The following is a 17,893-nucleotide window of genomic DNA, read 5'->3' on the forward strand; positions in this document are numbered from 1 at the left end:
AAGTAACCGTAGTCGTACCACCTTCGCATAATAGCGGAGCAGTAGGATTTCCATAATCTCCTGTAGCATTACAACCACCAGTAACAGAGAATCCTTGTAACCACGTATTGAATGCTGCGTCAACAGCTGCTTGATCAGCGAATCACAAGCCTCAGAAGTCATAGAGTCTGGAGCGTTAGCAACTACTGCTTCAGGAGCATTAATTGTAAATGTTCTTTCGATAGAGGTATCACCACATATATCAGTAACATTATAAGTAACCGTAGTCGTACCACCTTCGCACAATAATGGAGCAGTAGGATTTCCGTAATCTCCTGTAACATTACAACCACCAGTAACAGTGAATCCTTGTAACCACGTATTGAATGCTGTGTCAACAGCTGCTTGATCAGCGAAATCACAAGCCTCAGAAGTCATAGCGTCTGGAGCGTTAGCAACTACTGCTGTTGGAGCATTAATTGTAAATGTTCTTTCGATAGAGGTATCACCACAGATATCAGAGATATTATAAGTAACCGTAGTCGTACCTCCTTCGCACAATAATGGAGCAGTAGGATTTCCGTAATCTCCTGTAGCATTACAACCACCAGTAACTGTGAATCCTTGTAACCACGTATTGAATGCTGTGTCAACAGCTGCTTGATCAGTGTAATCACAAGCATCAGAAGTCATAGAGTCTGGTGCGTTTGTAACTACTGCTTCAGGAGCATTAACTGTAAATGTTCTTTCGATAGAGGTATCACCACAGATATTAGAGATATTATAAGTAACCGTAGTCGTACCACCTTCGCATAATAGCGGAGCAGTAGGATTTCCATAATCTCCTGTAGCATTACAACCACCAGTAACAGAGAATCCTTGTAACCACGTATTGAATGCTGCGTCAACAGCTGCTTGATCAGCGTAATCACAAGCCTCAGAAGTCATAGAGTCTGGAGCGTTAGCAACTACTGCTTCAGGAGCATTAATTGTAAATGTTCTTTCGATAGAGGTATCACCACATATATCAGTAACATTATAAGTAACCGTAGTCGTTGCACCTTCGCATAATAGCGGAGCAGTAGGATTTCCGTAATCTCCTGTAGCATTACAACCACCAGTAACAGAGAATCCTTGTAACCACGTATTGAATGCAGCATCAACAGCTGCTTGATCAGCGTAATCACAAGCTTCAGAAGTCATTGCATCTGGAGCGTTGATTACTAACTCTGGTGTATTAATAGTTATAATTTGCTCCACTGTTGCTGTTGCTCCACAATTATCTGTAAGGGTAAATGTTCTTGTAACAACAATAGGACAAGTTTCGGAAGCACTATCTAAATAAGTTATGCTTGCTAAATTTTCTTCTTCAAAACCACCTCCTTCAGCTGTAAATTCAGCTTCTGTTATAGTGACTTCTGTTTCAGAATATTCTAAATAAATTGTAGGCTCGTTTATAAGGTCGCTAGTTTCACAACCTTCTAATGATTTGTTAGCAGGTGCTGTTGTAATAATAGGAGCAACAGCATCTAAAACTTCTATCTCATAATTACCAGTAGCTGAACATTCAGTATCATTATCACTAATAGTTACAGTGTAGGTTCCAGCAGTTAAGCCAGTTAAGATTGCTGAATCTAAACTAGGATCAATAGTACCATTATAAGACCAAACGTAAGTGTAGTTTCCTGAGCCACCCTCGACATTTAAAGTAATAGAACCATTACTACTGTCTGTACAACTTTCATTAATTATTTCTTCTGTTATTGTTATGTTATCATAAACAGAAACTGTAAATGGCACTTTTTCTCCCATACAATTTCCGTCAAGTCCTTCAGCCGCATAATAGGTAAACTCTCCTACTGTATCTGTAGGTGGGGTAAATAAAGGTTGTCCAACAGTGTTTGGGTTATTATCAGTATAAAACAACACTACGTGGTTAGGATTTGTTGTAGTTCCAGTTATTGGTGATGCAACTTCATTTAAACAATATTCAAAATTTTCAACAGTTGGAACCGTTTCAATATTAGCTACTTCAATTGTGAAAATATATATACAAGTTGTGTCTCCTGGAGGTACAGCGTAGTATGTTGAAACACCCGGAGTTGCTGGAAATGGGTTTGTATTAGTATATTGAATTGAAGAAGGTGTTAATGGGTATATATTATAAAAAGTTGATCCTAGAGGGAATTGTGATGAAACTACAGATACAGGTATGGTATTAGCAGTTGAGTTGCAGAAGAAAAACTCTCTTTCTTCTGAAATACCTATACAATTATCTAAAATAAACTGTTCCGAGTCTATATCAATATATATAGGATCTATATTAGGTTCTCCTTGACAAATACCATTTTGTTGGTAACCTTGAATTAAAGGAAGAGTATATGGAGAACCAGAAGTAGCCCCTATTCCTGAGATGTATCCACCTACTATTACAATTCTTGGTGCACAATTATTATTTACAAGTATTGAGCAATCTTCAGTGGCCTTTAGTTTAAAGGTAATGTCTGCTAAGAGTGTATTTATATCCGTGTTGATTGGTAAATAGTCAAATTCCCAAACAATAGCTCCAGTAGCACCTTCGTTAGGATCAAAATACGGAGCAGTTTGTATAACTCCAGAGTCATATATATTAGAAGTGATACTTGGATTAATATAAGTTGACGTAAAAGGAATTGGAACAACAAGTTTTGCATTTTCAATAGCTTCTGTACCTTTGTTTCTTATTTCAATACCATATTCAATGGTATCTCCCGGTTCAACAACTATATTAGAGCCTGAAGGAGGAACACCATTAATTGTGTTTGTTGCTAACACTCCTTCTGAAACCGGTATATATGCATCAACGGACATTGTCATATTAAAAATAACATAGGTGTCTTGATTAGAACCATATCTAAACCTTGTTTGAGTTTGGCCGTTAGCAATTAATTGATTGTTAGTATTGTTTAGGTTAAACATGCTAATGTCTAAACCAGTATTATTAGTGTTGTTAGGAGTTCTTGGATTACCACCTGTTACAATGGAAGAGTTAAAGAAGTTGTTTGTTGAATTTCCTGAGTGACTTAAAGAAACCCAAGCGTTGTTATTAGCATTTCTAATACTGAAGAAATCACCAGAAATACTTCTGTCACCTTCACCTGCCATTAATCCTAATTTAATATTTACATCTCCAGCTTGAACTGCATTAAAACCTGATACAGGTAGTTCGTAAGCTGTTGTAGAACCAGTACCACCATTATGCTCAACAAATGCATATCCGTCAAATATGGTAACGTCTCTCCAGTTCATTTTGGAGTTTTCATATATTACTACAAGGCTCCATCCTCCATAATACCCAATAGAACCACCATTCCCTTGACTTAAGGCTAAATCAGCAACCCAATATTCTCCTAATCCATTGTTTCTAACTTGGTTAGTTACTTCTTTGAAACCTACATACATGCCTTCTTTTCCTGGATACAATATTTGGTTTGCATCTGCTTGATGAACTACATAATCACTATCATTAGGACCTTTTAGTTTAATAGTTCTTTTTTGAAGATTTGTTAAATAGCTATCATTCCCTCGTCCAGACCAATAAAGCCCAGCGAATAGAATATTAGAACATTCTGGATTAGCTCCGTTTTCTTCAGAAAATGTTAAGGTAGCTGAAGAAGAGTTTGTTGTACTTGGGTTACCATCTAAGTCAACAAATACCATGTTGGTATTACTATTAGTGGAACTGTTATTTAAACCAGTAACCGTTAAGTTAGAGTTTCCAATAAGTGTAAAATCACCTTTAATACTATAGAGTTTTATGTCTGGTGTATATTGTGATGATCGTTGGGTAAAGGGCTCTAATACTTGAGAAAAAGTAGAGCTAGCGAAAGAGCAAATAAGTATAAACATACTTATTGTCTTTTTATTAAATAAAACAGAATTTATAGTAAACTTTTTCATACTGATATGACTTTTACGTTGTGATATTTTTATGTTTATCGAGGAATATTTACCCCATAATAATTAAGAATATTACTAGAAGGAACATTCGAAAACATGTTTTCTACTTGCTGCTTAGAGGCCTGGATCTCACAGTTTATGTATACGCATTTAAGGTTGCTTAAGTTGCTAAATGCATCTAAGTAATTAATTCTCGCATTTAAATCATTTAAACTATTTACATTAATTATAATAGATTCAACGTTACTTAAATCTAAGTTGTTTAACGTTGCTAAAGACGCTACATCGGTATAAAGTCTTTTGTAATTTTCTTCGCTAAAGGTTAATCTGCCGTTAGTGTAGTAACCACTTTCTTTATATTCATAAACATATTCTTTAAGTTCTGTATTGGAAGTGTTAACAGCAGTTCTAGAGGTATTACTGAATAACTGCACATCATTACTTTGGGCAATGGAATTATTAAAAGTAATTAAAGTCAATAACAGCAAACAAAAAGAAAGGATATTGGATGGGTTGGATTTCATAATTAGTTTGTTAAATATATTAGTACTTAAGTTTTTTTAATATTCATATACAATGAATCAAGATTAAAATTTCAAAATTTCATCTTAAACGTTCAATACAATAATCTTGTACTGTTGTAGAGGGATGAACACTGAGTCTTCAGTGTATCCTGGATTACATGTTGTTTTTTGATTTTGGGTATATTTTTAATTAATAGCTTAGTAACAAATAAATAGAGATTCTTTAATGAAATCAAAAAATTATGTTAAGGAACTCATAAATTCGATAAGGAGCATTTTGTAAACACTTAGTCGATTAAATGAGATTATTAATCGATAGGAAATATGTGCAAATTCTTACTTTAAGTTAACTTTTAATTTTTTTTATACACTTTATTAAGTTTGATGTTTTAATTATTTAGATTTATAATAGCTTTACTCAATGAGTAAAAACCATGTTATTTTATCGATATAAAATTATTGTTGGTCGGTAAAAAATGTATTTAATCGATATGAGATGAAAAAATTAATACTTGTCAGACATGCGAAATCATCTTGGAATGAAGGTGTAAAAGACCATGATAGAGGGTTAGAGAATAGAGGTTTTACCGATGCAAATTTAGTGTCGTTGAATTTTAAGGAATACCTTTTAATTCCCGATAAAGTAATTTCTAGTACAGCTAAAAGGGCCAAAACTACAGCTCAGATATTCTTAAAAAATTTAGAAATAGACCCTGGAAAATTGGAGTTGAATAAAAATGTTTATGATTTTTCTGGAGAAAACCTAGTTAAGACTATTAAAGAAACTCCTGATAATTTTGATGTTTTAATGGTCTTCGGACACAATTACGCTTTAACTGAATTTGTTAATACTTTTGGAGATATGATTATTGAAAATGTTCCAACTAGTGGACTTGTAGTTATAGAGTTCCATACGGATTCATGGCAGTATATTTATAAAGGACAAACTTTAAAAGTAATATTTCCTAGAGATTTAAGAGAGTAATAAAGGAGGAAATAAATCTAAAAAATTTAGTTTTAAATTTTAATTCACTTTAAAACCCTTCAAATTATTAAGTTGAATTTCAAAATTTTAAAATTCCTAAATAAAAGATTTTATTATACTTGAAAACACTAGAAGTTGGTAGGTAATCTATTCAATATTACATTTTAATGGAATATATTTGTAAGACTTAAATTAACCTTTGAATGACAAAAAGAGATAAACCTAATTATAATTATATAAACAGGGAAATAAGCTGGTTGCAATTTAATGCCAGAGTTCTGCAGGAAGCAGCAGACAAGAATGTACCATTAATTGAAAGATTAAGGTTTCTAGGTATATTTTCTAATAATTTGGATGAGTTTTTCAAGGTAAGATATGCTACAGTAAAGCGTATTGTTGAAGCAGGTAAGGATGCCAAAAGTGTTCTAGGTGGGATTAAGGCAAATGAACTTCTTGAAGAAATAACCCAAATAGTAATCAACCAACAAAGCGAAAGTCTCGAGATTTTAAGCAATATTCAAAAAGAGCTTGAGAAAGAAAATATTTTTGTAATTAATGAAGATGACATTGACGAGAATCAGCATAAATTCATCAAACAGTATTTTATAAAGAAAGTAAGTCCGGCTTTAGTTACCATAATTTTAAGTAATCAAGTAGATCTCCCTAATTTAAAAGATAGTGCATCATACTTGGCTGTAAAAATGACTTTACATAATGGACATGGTTGTCAGTATGCCTTAATTGAAATATCAAAAGCTATGGATCGTTTTGTGGTTCTGCCAGAAAAAAACGGAAAGAGCTACATTATTATGTTGGACGACTTATTGCGCTATTGTTTAGACGATATTTTCAACATTTTCCATTATGAAAAAATTTCGGCTCACATGATTAAAATCACAAGAGATGCTGAACTAGATTTTGAAAGTGATTTAACTAAAAGTTTTATAGAAAAAATTTCTGACAGTGTTAAGCATAGACAAATAGGGGAGCCTGTTCGATTTGTTTATGATAAAATGATAGATCCAGAAACCTTATCCTATTTAATGTCTAAAATGGGAATTGATTCTCATGATAGTATTATTCCTGGAGGAAGATATCATAACCGAAGAGATTATATGGCCTTTCCTAGTTTAGGAAGAACAGACTTACTCTACAGTAAAATTGAACCATTAGCCATTAAAGACTTAAGTTTAGAAGATAGTATTTTTGATAGTGTTGCTAAAAGAGATTATTTGCTTCATGCACCATATCAAACTTTTGCCTATGTTGTTAAATTTCTTAGGGAGGCTGCTCTCGATCCAAAGGTAGCTACCATTAAAATTACTATTTATAGGTTAGCTCAAATTTCTCATGTTGCTAGTTCTCTAATTAATGCCGCTAAAAACGGTAAAAAAGTTACTGTGTCAATTGAAATTCAAGCACGTTTTGATGAACAAGCCAATATAGATTATGCCCAGCAAATGGAAAATGAAGGCGTGAATTTAATTTTTGGTGTTCAAGGATTAAAAGTCCACAGCAAAATGTGTGTAATAGAACGTGAAGAAAAAAACAAATTAAAACGTTATGGGTTTATAAGCACGGGGAATTTTAACGAATCAACTGCTAAAATATATACGGATTTCACTTTGTTTACTTCAGATCAGAGAATATTGAAAGATTTGAATAAAGTGTTTAGTTTCTTCGAAATTAATTACAGAATCTATAGATACAAACACATTATTACGTCGCCTCATTATACCCAAAAAGCCTTTTTTAAGCTTATAAATACTGAAATTCAGAATGCTAAAGCAGGAAAGCCAGCCTATATTAGGTTAAAAATGAATAGCCTTTCTAGTTTTAAAATGGCCGATAAATTGTATGAAGCTAGTAAAGCAGGAGTTAAAGTACAAATGATAGTTAGAGGTATTTGCTGTTTAATTCCTGGAGTGAAAGGTATGAGTGAAAACATTGAAGCAATTAGTATAGTAGATAAGTTTTTAGAACATACTAGACTCTTTATTTTCTGTAATAATAACGACCCAAAAGTGTATATTTCATCAGCGGATTGGATGACTAGAAACATAGAAAATAGGGTGGAAGTAAGTTGTCCTATCTATGATGAGGATATTAAAAAAGAACTTATAGAAACATTTAATATTTGTTGGAGCGATAATGTAAAGGCTAGAATTTTAAACGAATCGCAGAAAAATGAATACAGAAAGAGTAAAGGGCCGAAAATACGTTCCCAGTTCGTCTTATACGATTACTACTCTAAAAAACTAGAAAATTAGTATGCTAAACATAAAAAAATACGCGGCTATAGATATAGGATCCAATGCTATTAGACTTCTTATAGCCAATATTATTGAAGAAGAAGGAAAAGAAACACGATTTAAAAAAAGTTCCTTAGTACGTGTTCCCGTGCGTTTAGGAGCCGATGTGTTTTTAGATCAATACGTTTCAGATTACAATAGAGACCGGATTGTGGACACCATGAAGGCCTTTAAGTTGTTGATGAAAACTCATAACGTCGTTAAATATAAAGCCTGTGCCACCTCGGCAATGAGAGAAGCTATAAATGGTAATGAAGTTGTTGAATTGGTTTATAAAAAAACAAAAATTAAAATAGATGTTATTGAAGGTGAAGAAGAAGCAGCTATTATTGCCGCAACAGATTTACATTCATATATAGATAAGAGCAAAACCTATTTGTATGTAGATGTAGGTGGAGGAAGTAGTGAGTTTACCATTATTGATAAAGGTGAAACAATAACTTCAAAATCTTTTAAAATTGGAACAGTTAGGTTGTTAAATGATATTGTAAAAAAAGAAACTTGGAACGAACTGGAAAAATGGATTAAGGAAAACACTAAATTATATGAAAAAATAGACGTTATAGGTTCTGGAGGAAACATAAATAAAATATTTAAAATTTCTGGGAAAGCAATGGGGAAACCATTAACCTATTTTTATCTAACTACGTATTATAATATGTTACAATCCTATTCCTATGAAGAACGCATTTCAGAATTAGATTTAAATCAAGATCGTGCCGATGTAATTATACCAGCTACTAGAATTTATTTGTCATCTATGAAGTGGAGTGGAGCTAAAGATATATATGTTCCAAAAATTGGATTGTCTGATGGAATTATAAAAAGCATCTACCGAAAAACAGTTTCTAGCAATACACAGTAGAAATCATACATTTGGTCTTTAAAGTATATTACATTTCATCAAAATATTTATATTAGATTCATTAGTAATTCTAAACTGCTTCTTTAAAATATTTTATTATGAAAAAAACATTACTTCTTTTAGCTTTTATTACAATTTCAACCTTGAGTTATTCGCAAAACAGCATGTATGGTGTACGAGCAGGATTAAATATTTCTAATTTAGATTTTGAACCCAACCCAACTTTTGAAAATAAGCATAGGAATGGATTTGCTATTGGTTTCTTTGGTGAGTACGATTTGTGCAAAACCTTTGCTATAGCTCCAGAAGTTCAGTTTTCAGCTGAAGGAGCGAAAGACAAAGATTTAAGATTAGATTATATCCAAATACCTGTTTTGGTTAAATATAGACTTAGTGAAAGGTTTTTAATTGGAGCTGGACCTATGGCAGGCGTAAAAGTTTGGGAACATGAAGATGGTAATAAAAACTTTGCGTTTTCAATGGTAGGAGGTTTGGAATTATTTATAACAAGCGAAATTTTTATAGATGCAAGATATCATTACGGATTTACCAATGTTATTGATAATAATTCTACATTCGAGGCTAAAAATAGCAACATACAAATTGGCGTTGGAGTAAAAATTTAAGATAATGATATTCAATAAAAAAAACTCCGATGATTTTTTAAAATCATCGGAGTTTTTTATTTAGTTGAATTTTAAATATCCTATTTAATACTACCCGTGAATGGTTTCAGATTTACTCAAATCTTTCATGATTTCTGCTTCAAATTTTAGAAGCTGTTGCCATTTTTCATCTACTTCTTTTCTGTCTCCATATTGTCTTGCAAATCCTAAAAACATGGTGTAATGATTGGCTTCGCTTACCATGAGTTTTCTGTAAAATTCAGCAAGCTCTTTGTCTTCCAATTCTTCTGAAAGCAACCTAAACCGCTCGCAACTTCTAGCTTCAATTAAGGCTGCATAAAGTAATCTGTGTACAAGTTGAGTTGTTCTGCTTCCTCCTTTTGGAAAAAAAGTAATTAGTTTTAAAACATACTCGTCTTTTCTATCGCGACCTAAGGTCCAACCTTTTTCCAAAATCCGATCGTGAACCATTTTAAAATGACTAATCTCTTCTTTTACTAAAGCAATCATTTCTTGAACTAGTTCTGTATATTCTGGAAAACTAACTATTAATGAAATAGCTGTACTTGCAGCTTTTTGTTCGCAATAAGCATGGTCGGTTAATATTTCTTCAATATTTTTTTCTACAATATTTACCCAACGAGGGTCTGTTGGTAATTTTAATCCTAACATGATTTTTTGTTTAGCCATTTTTATAAAATTAACTAGTTATCGTTTGGTCAAACATCAAATTAATTAATGTATAGCTCAATCGAAAATATTTTTATTTTACTTTCTTTTTAGATTAAATATCTAAATCAAAGGTTCTTCTTAATGTTTCTATAGCTGGATTTTTTTCCAATAATTTCTCGTACTTATCCCTATCAGTAAACGCGTATTGCTTTTCCATTTCTTCATTTATTTCAATGGATAATTGCAAGTCGTAGTTATTTAAGGACTTTTTCAAAAATACCATCAATTCATACTGTTGACGTTCAAGTTCTACTTTGTTGGTAGAATTCGGAAACTCAAGGCAGATAGTTGTTCCATCCAGTTTTGGCGTATCAATCGAAAGAATGGAAGCTAAATTAAATTGTCCTTTTTCTTCTAATTGTTTAATAAAAGCATTCCAAAACGTCATAAATTGTTCTTCAGTAAATGCATCAGTTGGTAGATTTTCTTCATCTACAACTACTTCCATCTGTTTTATTTGATGTTCTTTCTTTGCTTGAATACTTTTTAACGACAAACCAGAAGTGGCTTTTTTGCCACTTTTTAAAGAAATCTTTGGAATTTCAGGTTTTGCTGTTTCAGAAACGGTGTTTTGAATTTTATTAGTACTCGTATTATTACTTCTAACCGGTTGACTATAAGTTTGAGGTTTGGTTTCTTGAAAAGAAGTTTGCTCAGGTTTCGATATAGATACAGGAATAGGTTTAATTCCTTTATTAATAAAGTAACTGGCCGGAATTATGAAGTTCTTACTATTTTTTTTTTCTCCATCAAAAGTGATAGAGGCAAGTTGCATAAGGCATAATTCAACGAGTAGTCGTTGATTTTTACTGGTTTTATACTTTAAATCGCAATCGTTTGCTAATTCTATTCCTTGAAGTAGGAATGGTTGAGAAGCCTTTTTAGACTGGATTAGATATTTTTCTTGGGTTTCTTCGCCTACTTCTAATAACTCTATAGTTTCAGAATTCTTACAAACCATTAAATCTCTAAAGTGAGAAGCTAAACCAGCAATGTAATGATGGCCATCGAACCCTTTGGCCAATATGCTATTAAACTGAACTAAAAGACTTGGTATATTATTTTCAAGAATAAAATCTGTACTAGTAAAGTAAGTTTCGTAATCAAGTACATTTAAATTTTCTGTTACAGCTTGTCTAGTTAAATTTTTTCCTGAGAAACTTACCACACGATCAAATATAGAAAGTGCATCACGCATAGCTCCATCAGCTTTTTGGGCTATAATGTGTAAGGCGTCATCTTCAGCTTCTATCCCTTGTTCTTGGGCAATGTATTTTAAATATTCCTTTGCATCTTTTACTGTAATTCGTTTAAAATCGAAAATTTGACAACGAGATAAGATGGTTGGAATAATTTTATGTTTTTCAGTGGTTGCAAGTATAAATATGCAATGTTTAGGTGGTTCTTCTAGTGTCTTTAAAAAAGCATTAAAAGCAGCTTGAGACAACATGTGAACCTCGTCAATAATATAGACTTTGTATTTTCCCACTTGTGGAGGAATCCGAACTTGATCTGTTAACTCTCTAATTTGGTCAACGCCATTATTAGAAGCGGCATCTAATTCAAAAATATTAAATGCAAAGTCTTCGTCTTCCTTCTCCGTTCCATCGCTGTTAATCATTTTAGCTAGGATACGGGCACAAGTTGTTTTTCCAACCCCACGTGGGCCTGTAAACAGAAGAGCTTGTGCTAAATGATTGCTTTCAATAGCATTTAATAAAGTATTTGTAATAGCCTGCTGACCCACAACATCTTTAAATGTTTGAGGTCTGTATTTACGCGCAGAAACTACAAAGTGATCCAATTTTACTGAATTTATTTTAGAAATTTTAAAATGCTAAACTTGAAAGTAACAAAGTTAAAAATAAGCTTTAAATTAAGTACTATTCCCGTCTATATTTAATAGGAGTTATTAACAAAGTTCCTAACGAGCTTAGTGTTTAAGAGTAATTAAAGGAGTTTTTTTCACTTCTCTGCATACAATTAAAACTCTAGGTAATTATACCTTTAATTCTAAATCTTTATTATGTACTTTTGCGCCAAGTAGATCGCCTTATCGCTGTCCTGATTTATTAGGATGGAGGAAAGTCCGAACACCATAGTGCAACATAGTGGTTAATGGCCACCAGTCGAGAGGCTAGGAAAAGTGCAACAGAAAGTATGTACAGGTAATGCTGTAGTGAAACCAGGTAAACTCTATGTGGTGCAATGTCATGTAAACCAATGCTTGAGGGCGGCACGCTCGATGTTGGAGGGTAGGCAGCTAAAGTGTTTTTGGTAACAAAACACTCAGATAAATGATAAGGGCTTTTCTTTTTTATAATTTATTTTTTAAAAAGAAAATGTACAGAATTCGGCTTATAGATTTGCTTAAATATCATAAACCCTTCAAGTTTTTGAGGGGTTTATTATTATAATTTATTCTTTTTGAATAGTTTTCAAAAATGAAATTTTATCAATTTATATCAATCCTCCTTTTTTACTATTTTTAGTTTTGCTTAAGAAGCAGAAAGAAAGCCCTATATGTTTGACTGAAATGGAAAAGCAATAGGAGGAAAAGAATTCTTTCGTAAATTAAGATCTAGTGTATATTTTAAAAGAGTTGTTGTAAATGATACAGCTGTAATTGCTAAGCTTTAGATTGAGAGAAATTAATAATAATGAAGGAATCCAACCTTTTTATATAACAGAAAAAGGGTTTCGTTATAAAACTGGAAAGTAGATTCTCTATGAGGATAAGTTAGACTTATTAAAAGATTTTTTTTTTTAATATAAACCTATACTTTGGAAGTGCGATTGTTTTAAAACCAAAAGGTAAATATTGTAAAGAATTAGGCGAATTCTCCACGTTTAATATTTCAGATAAAGCTTTGATAGATTGGTAGTTTTACGATGGATTTTCAAAAAAACTAAATATATTTCCGCCATAACTTTTAGAATAGCTAAAATTTTCTATTTCAGAAAGTACCGTGTGTTTGGAATGTTCTACAATTAAAATGCCATCTTCTTCCAATAAATTGTTTTTAAAAATTAGCTCTGGGATTTTAATAAAATTTTCAAGAGAAAAACCATAAGGAGGATCGGCAAAAATAATGTTCGATTTTTTTGTGGCTTTTTCTAAATAAGTAAACACATCACTTTTTATGGCTTGTATGGGCATTTCGAAACTTTTAGCAGTTTCTGTTATAAATTTAACACAACCATAGTCTCCATCAACACTTGTAATGTATGTAGTTCCTCTTGATGCAAATTCATAACTAATGTTTCCTGTGCCAGCAAAAAGATCTAATACAGTAATTTCATCAAAATAATACTGGTTATTAAGAATGTTGAATAGGGCTTCCTTAGCCATATCTGTGGTTGGGCGTACAGGTAATTTTTTTGGAGCAGTAATTCGTCTGCCTTTAAATTGTCCAGAAACAATGCGCATTAAAAACTTTGTATTAGAACAAAATCGGAATAGTCGGATTTTGGTTCGTTAAGGTATTTATAAGTATCGATACGTTTTCCAAAACTTATATGTCTGATGTATTTATATAAGATTTCATATAAATTGGATTCTTGTTCGATATCTCCCAAAAGTACGACATTTATTTTTTCAGGATTTAATTTTAACTGTTCTATAGTAAACAAGATATAATAAATGAAATCTTCTTTACTAGAATAATCGAAGGTGTTATATAAATTAAGTTTTCCTTGATTTGAAACTACAATTTCAAAATGGTCTTTATTTACATGTACGTATAACTTAACATTTTCCGAATGTTTTTCAATTTGTAAAATCTTGTCTACCAAAATGGTCGAGAAATGGCTATAAGTAAAGCTGCCAAAGGTGTCATAAATATAATTGTTTACATTTACGTAGGGTACATAAACACTAACACTATCATTAATATTCAGATGGTCGTAAGCTATAAAATCTGATTTAAGTATTTTTGAATTGAATTTTAAATAATCTGCTAAATAGTCCTCATTAAACAGAGCTTTAGGAACTATAGTAGCAAGTTCATTTATATAAATTACATGAACATTATTAAAATCTTCCTGAAGTTCTTTTTCTGTACTAAAAAGTAGTTTTAAAAAATCTAAAGCTTCAAAGGGAGAAAGTTTTTTGTCCTTTTCGAAATGCTTTAAATATGAAATAGTATTTGTATCCTGGTTTAGGATACAAAAAGAAAGTCCATTCAAGCTTATTTGAATGGACAAATCTAGATTATTTAATTTGTTATAAGTTTTATTCGCTATCTCCATAAGTTTTTGGCCAATTTCCATTGGTTTTAACCTCTGTCATAGATCCTACTTTTAAAGCATCTCCATTAACACCATCCACAGAAATTACTTGATTTTCTTGAATGATAAGGTCTCTGTCTTGATCGTGTAAAATAACATTTTTCTTAACACTAGCTTCAAAAACCGGGATTTTTATTCCGTTTTGATCTAAAAATCCAGCTTCCATTTTAAATTGCTTATCTGTATTAGGAACATTCATCATGGTTTTATATCTATTAGAGTTCTTAAATAAAGAATCCTTAACAGATTTAGTTCCTAAAGTATCAATAATTCTAATTTCTTTAGTCATTTCAACACCGCCATAACGTTTTGTTAATTCTTCATCAATTACGGTTGAGTCTCTACGTTGCGTAATTGTAAAATGAGCAGTATCTATAAATTTTACTAAATTTTCGTGATTAGGAGCAAATACACCAGTTACTTGTTGGTGTGCTAATTGAGCATCTCTAATGTCTATAAGTCTCTCAATAACTTGTGCGTAACGTTTGTTCTTCACTTTGTTAAATTGAATTGGCTCGTAAATTGACATAAAGGTTAGATATCCCAAATAGAAAATCAGCGCCCAAAGAGCAATGGTCAATACTGGTTTAACTTTAGAAGGGACAAACTTGTCAATTAACCATACTAAACCAATAGTAAGTACTATTACAGCAACAGCTATAAGAATTATTTTAAACATAGTGTCAGTTATTAAATTTATTTAAGGTACATCGCAAATCTACAATTTTTTTTTAATCGTAAAAACCAAAGCAGGGAAAAATCATTCTTATCTTTGATGAAATTTAAAAAATCACACTAATACATGACATCTTCCGAATTTTATTCTCTTATAAGACAGCAATTTCCCTTTCATCCAACCACGAAGCAAGAAATTGTATTATTACAACTTTCGGAGTTTATTTTATCTAAAGACCCAAATGCCCTTTATTTACTAAAAGGTTATGCAGGAACAGGAAAAACCACTATTGTTGGTACTTTAGTATCCAACTTATGGAAAATTAAAAAAAGCGCAGTCTTAATGGCACCAACGGGTAGAGCGGCTAAGGTTATCTCAAATTACTCAGGAAAAGAAGCTTTTACAATTCATAAAAAAATATATTTTCCTAAAAAGGAAAAAGGAGGAGGAGTGAAGTTCGTTATGCAACCCAATAAGCACAAAAACACCATTTTTATAGTGGATGAGGCTTCCATGATTCCAGATACGCCTAGCGAATCAAAGTTTTCTGATAATGGTTCCTTGCTAGACGATTTAATGCAATATGTATATTCTGGGTTTAATTGTAAACTATTATTAATTGGAGATACAGCCCAATTACCTCCGGTAAAGCTAGATATAAGTCCAGCATTAGATGCAAATACTTTAGAGCTTAATTATAACAAGCAAGTTACTAAAATGGAATTGGACGAAGTAGTAAGACAGGAGCAAGACTCAGGTATTTTAGTGAACGCTACAAATTTACGTGAAAGCTTAACAGATACCTTTTTCGATAGCTTTAAATTCAATTTAAACAACTATAATGATATTGTAAGACTTATTGACGGACACGAAATAATGGATGCTATAAACGATGCCTATAGTGAACTAGGTAACGAAGAAACAGCAATTATTGTAAGAAGTAACAAACGTGCCAATTTGTATAACGAACAAATAAGAAGTAGAATATTGTTTAATGAAAACGAATTAACTACTGGTGATTTTTTAATGGTTGTTAAAAACAATTATTTCTGGATTAAGCCCACTACAGAAGCAGGCTTTATTGCTAATGGTGATATCATTGAGGTGTTGGAAATTTTTAACATTATAGATTTATACGGATTTCGATTTGCTGAAGTAAAAATCCGAATGGTTGATTATCCTAAAATGAGTCCTTTTGAAACGGTTCTACTTCTAGATACTATTTCGGCTGAAACACCTTCGCTTACCTATGAAGATTCCAATAGACTATATCAAGAAGTAATGAAGGACTATGAAAATGAAACTAGTAATTATAAAAAGTTTTTAAGCGTCAAAAATAATAAGTATTTTAACGCATTGCAAGTTAAGTTTTCCTATGCAATTACCTGTCATAAATCGCAAGGTGGGCAATGGAACACTGTGTTTGTAGAACAACCATATTTGCCAGAAGGCATTACAAAAGATTATTTACGTTGGCTTTATACAGCGGTTACTCGTGCTAAGGAAAAACTATATTTAATAGGATTTACAGATGAGTTTTTTATTGAACAATAAGTGAAATAATGAAATACTATGACAGAATCTGTTTTAAGTATATTTTTAGGAATAGGATTAGCTGCTTCAGTGGGGTTTCGTGTATTTGTACCCTTATTTGTTTTAAGCTTAGCAGCATATTTTCAGTTGTGGGAACTTAATGAATCCTGGTTATGGATTGGTAGTTTGCCTGCAGTTTTAGTTTTAGGAGTTGCAACCGTAGTTGAAATCTTCGCTTATTATATTCCTTTTATAGATAATTTACTAGATACTATTGCAGTACCACTTGCGGCTATTGCCGGAACAGCTATCATGGTTTCTACAGCAATAGATTTAAGCCCAGTGTTTACATGGACTTTAGCGGTTATTGCTGGAGGAGGAACAGCTGCAGCAATTGCAGGAACTAGCTCTGCCACTAGATTAGCTTCAACATCAACTACTGCAGGATTAGGAAATCCTGTTGTTTCAACCTTAGAGACAGGTACTTCTGTGTTTTTATCAGTTGTATCCGTTTTTATGCCTGTTATAGCTATAATTTTAGTTTGTTTTATCTGTTTTATGATTTTTAAGCTTTATAAAAAGTTTCAATCGAGTTAGAGCTTAAATATATTTTAAAAACCCTATTTTTGAAGATACATATTAAATTTATATGAAAATAATTTCCATGATCCCTGCACGATATAGTGCATCCCGTTTTCCAGGTAAGCTTATGCAAGATTTGGGAGGCAAATCTGTTATTAGGCGAACTTATGAAGCCACAGTAAACACTAACTTATTTGATGATGTGTTTGTAGTTACTGATAGCCAGATTATTTATGATGAAATAACAAACCACGGTGGAAAAGCCATAATGAGCAAGAAAGAGCACGAATGTGGTAGTGATAGAATAGCGGAAGCCATCGAATTTATGGATATTGATATTGTTGTAAACGTACAAGGAGATGAACCTTTTACAGAAGTTTCGGCATTACAAAAATTAATCGATGTGTTTAAAAACGATAATCAGAAAGAAGTTGATTTAGCTTCATTAATGGTAAAAATTACAGATTGGGATGAAATTAAAAACCCAAATACTGTAAAGGTAATAGTTGATAATAATAATTTCGCTCTCTATTTTTCCCGTAGCCCAATTCCATACCCAAGAGATGAAACGGTTCCTGTAGTTTATCATAAACACAAAGGAGTTTACGCGTTTAGAAAAGAAGCCTTACTGGATTTTTACCGCTTACCTATGTTGACTTTAGAGGCATCTGAAAAAATTGAATGCATTCGATATTTAGAATATGGAAAAAAAATTAAAATGGTAGAAACAGATGTTCAAGGGGTGGAAATAGATACGCCTGAAGACCTAGAACGCGCTAAAAAACTTTGGAAATAAATACGATGTTTTCTTTGAAAATCCTGTGAATGGATACAAAAAGTATAACAATTA

General features: G+C 32.1%; 14 protein-coding genes and 1 other RNA gene. 8 read left to right on the forward strand and 7 right to left on the reverse strand.

The genetic code is table 11. From position 1 onward, the window contains the following. Together VKY41_RS06130 and VKY41_RS06135 are read right to left on the reverse strand one after the other, a co-directional pair. Nucleotides 1-3,867, reverse strand: a 3,867-nt coding sequence (locus tag VKY41_RS06130; protein WP_500813559.1) for a SprB repeat-containing protein, incomplete at its 3' end; no start/stop codon positions are given. 86 nt (nt 3,868-3,953) lie between these two features. Beyond that, nucleotides 3,954-4,442, reverse strand: coding sequence for a hypothetical protein (locus VKY41_RS06135; RefSeq protein WP_500813560.1), 489 nt, complete (start codon nt 4,440-4,442; stop codon nt 3,954-3,956). Between the two features lie 496 nt (nt 4,443-4,938). On the opposite strand from VKY41_RS06135, the gene VKY41_RS06140 reads away from it, so the two are divergent. The 4 genes from VKY41_RS06140 (at nt 4,939) to VKY41_RS06155 (ending at nt 9,230) form a co-directional block, all read left to right on the forward strand. After that, nucleotides 4,939-5,427, forward strand: coding sequence for a SixA phosphatase family protein (locus VKY41_RS06140; protein ID WP_500813561.1), 489 nt, complete (start codon nt 4,939-4,941; stop codon nt 5,425-5,427). 203 nt (nt 5,428-5,630) lie between these two features. Next, nucleotides 5,631-7,697 carry a polyphosphate kinase 1 gene (gene ppk1 / locus VKY41_RS06145; protein ID WP_500813562.1) on the forward strand — a complete coding sequence of 689 codons (2,067 nt, stop codon included), beginning with the start codon at nt 5,631-5,633 and terminating at the stop codon, nt 7,695-7,697. A 1-nt stretch (nt 7,698) separates the two neighbouring features. Further along, nucleotides 7,699-8,604, forward strand: coding sequence for a Ppx/GppA phosphatase family protein (locus VKY41_RS06150; RefSeq protein WP_500813563.1), 906 nt, complete (start codon nt 7,699-7,701; stop codon nt 8,602-8,604). A 98-nt stretch (nt 8,605-8,702) separates the two neighbouring features. Continuing rightward, nucleotides 8,703-9,230: a porin family protein gene (locus tag VKY41_RS06155; protein ID WP_500813564.1), complete on the forward strand. Its 528-nt coding sequence runs from the start codon at nt 8,703-8,705 to the stop codon at nt 9,228-9,230. A 90-nt stretch (nt 9,231-9,320) separates the two neighbouring features. Here VKY41_RS06155 and VKY41_RS06160 read toward each other — a convergent pair whose 3' ends face one another. Next, nucleotides 9,321-9,902, reverse strand: a complete 582-nt coding sequence (locus VKY41_RS06160) for a MiaE family protein (RefSeq protein WP_500813657.1) — start codon at nt 9,900-9,902, stop codon at nt 9,321-9,323. 112 nt (nt 9,903-10,014) lie between these two features. Beyond that, on the reverse strand, nt 10,015-11,766 hold the full coding sequence (locus tag VKY41_RS06165; protein WP_500813565.1) for a DNA polymerase III subunit gamma/tau: 1,752 nt from the start codon (nt 11,764-11,766) through the stop codon (nt 10,015-10,017). Between the two features lie 236 nt (nt 11,767-12,002). Here VKY41_RS06165 and rnpB point away from each other — a divergent pair. Then, nucleotides 12,003-12,339: RNase P RNA component class A (gene rnpB / locus VKY41_RS06170), an RNA gene on the forward strand. Between the two features lie 510 nt (nt 12,340-12,849). Here the strand turns inward: rnpB and VKY41_RS06175 are convergent. Genes VKY41_RS06175 through VKY41_RS06185 form a run of 3 tightly spaced genes read right to left on the reverse strand, consistent with a single transcriptional unit; the run spans nt 12,850 to nt 14,931 of the window. After that, on the reverse strand, nt 12,850-13,392 hold the full coding sequence (locus VKY41_RS06175) for an RsmD family RNA methyltransferase (protein WP_500813566.1): 543 nt from the start codon (nt 13,390-13,392) through the stop codon (nt 12,850-12,852). Further along, entirely contained in the window at nt 13,392-14,234 is an 843-nt protein-coding gene (locus tag VKY41_RS06180) for a DUF3822 family protein (protein WP_500813567.1), read from the reverse strand. Before VKY41_RS06180 ends, VKY41_RS06175 begins: the two co-directional genes overlap by 1 nt. Further along, nucleotides 14,197-14,931: a hypothetical protein gene (locus VKY41_RS06185; protein WP_500813568.1), complete on the reverse strand. Its 735-nt coding sequence runs from the start codon at nt 14,929-14,931 to the stop codon at nt 14,197-14,199. The genes VKY41_RS06180 and VKY41_RS06185 overlap by 38 nt, the downstream gene beginning before the upstream one ends. 123 nt (nt 14,932-15,054) lie before the next feature. Between VKY41_RS06185 and VKY41_RS06190 the strand changes: the two genes are divergently transcribed. Genes VKY41_RS06190 through kdsB form a run of 3 tightly spaced genes read left to right on the forward strand, consistent with a single transcriptional unit; the run spans nt 15,055 to nt 17,839 of the window. After that, nucleotides 15,055-16,482, forward strand: coding sequence for an ATP-dependent DNA helicase (locus VKY41_RS06190; RefSeq protein WP_500813569.1), 1,428 nt, complete (start codon nt 15,055-15,057; stop codon nt 16,480-16,482). Nucleotides 16,483-16,500: 18 nt separating this feature from the next. Next, entirely contained in the window at nt 16,501-17,058 is a 558-nt protein-coding gene (locus VKY41_RS06195; protein WP_500813570.1) for a DUF4126 domain-containing protein, read from the forward strand. 52 nt (nt 17,059-17,110) lie between these two features. Then, complete coding sequence (gene kdsB, locus VKY41_RS06200) at nt 17,111-17,839, forward strand: 3-deoxy-manno-octulosonate cytidylyltransferase (protein WP_500813571.1); 729 nt, start codon at nt 17,111-17,113, stop codon at nt 17,837-17,839. Nucleotides 17,840-17,893: the final 54 nt, after the last annotated feature.

It is taken from the genome of Xanthomarina sp., from assembly GCF_035306605.1.
Taxonomy (GTDB): domain Bacteria; phylum Bacteroidota; class Bacteroidia; order Flavobacteriales; family Flavobacteriaceae; genus Xanthomarina.

Bases quoted from the DNA above. Each gene is read 5' to 3' on its own strand.
- VKY41_RS06135 (WP_500813560.1), bottom strand. From the start codon at position 4,442: ATGAAATCCAACCCATCCAATATCCTTTCTTTTTGTTTGCTGTTATTG.
- VKY41_RS06140 (WP_500813561.1), top strand. From the start codon at position 4,939: ATGAAAAAATTAATACTTGTCAGACATGCGAAATCATCTTGGAATGAA.
- ppk1 (WP_500813562.1), top strand. From the start codon at position 5,631: ATGACAAAAAGAGATAAACCTAATTATAATTATATAAACAGGGAAATA.
- VKY41_RS06150 (WP_500813563.1), top strand. From the start codon at position 7,699: ATGCTAAACATAAAAAAATACGCGGCTATAGATATAGGATCCAATGCT.
- VKY41_RS06155 (WP_500813564.1), top strand. From the start codon at position 8,703: ATGAAAAAAACATTACTTCTTTTAGCTTTTATTACAATTTCAACCTTG.
- VKY41_RS06160 (WP_500813657.1), bottom strand. From the start codon at position 9,902: ATGTTAGGATTAAAATTACCAACAGACCCTCGTTGGGTAAATATTGTA.
- VKY41_RS06175 (WP_500813566.1), bottom strand. From the start codon at position 13,392: ATGCGCATTGTTTCTGGACAATTTAAAGGCAGACGAATTACTGCTCCA.
- VKY41_RS06180 (WP_500813567.1), bottom strand. From the start codon at position 14,234: ATGGAAATTGGCCAAAAACTTATGGAGATAGCGAATAAAACTTATAAC.
- VKY41_RS06185 (WP_500813568.1), bottom strand. From the start codon at position 14,931: ATGTTTAAAATAATTCTTATAGCTGTTGCTGTAATAGTACTTACTATT.
- VKY41_RS06190 (WP_500813569.1), top strand. From the start codon at position 15,055: ATGACATCTTCCGAATTTTATTCTCTTATAAGACAGCAATTTCCCTTT.
- VKY41_RS06195 (WP_500813570.1), top strand. From the start codon at position 16,501: ATGACAGAATCTGTTTTAAGTATATTTTTAGGAATAGGATTAGCTGCT.
- kdsB (WP_500813571.1), top strand. From the start codon at position 17,111: ATGAAAATAATTTCCATGATCCCTGCACGATATAGTGCATCCCGTTTT.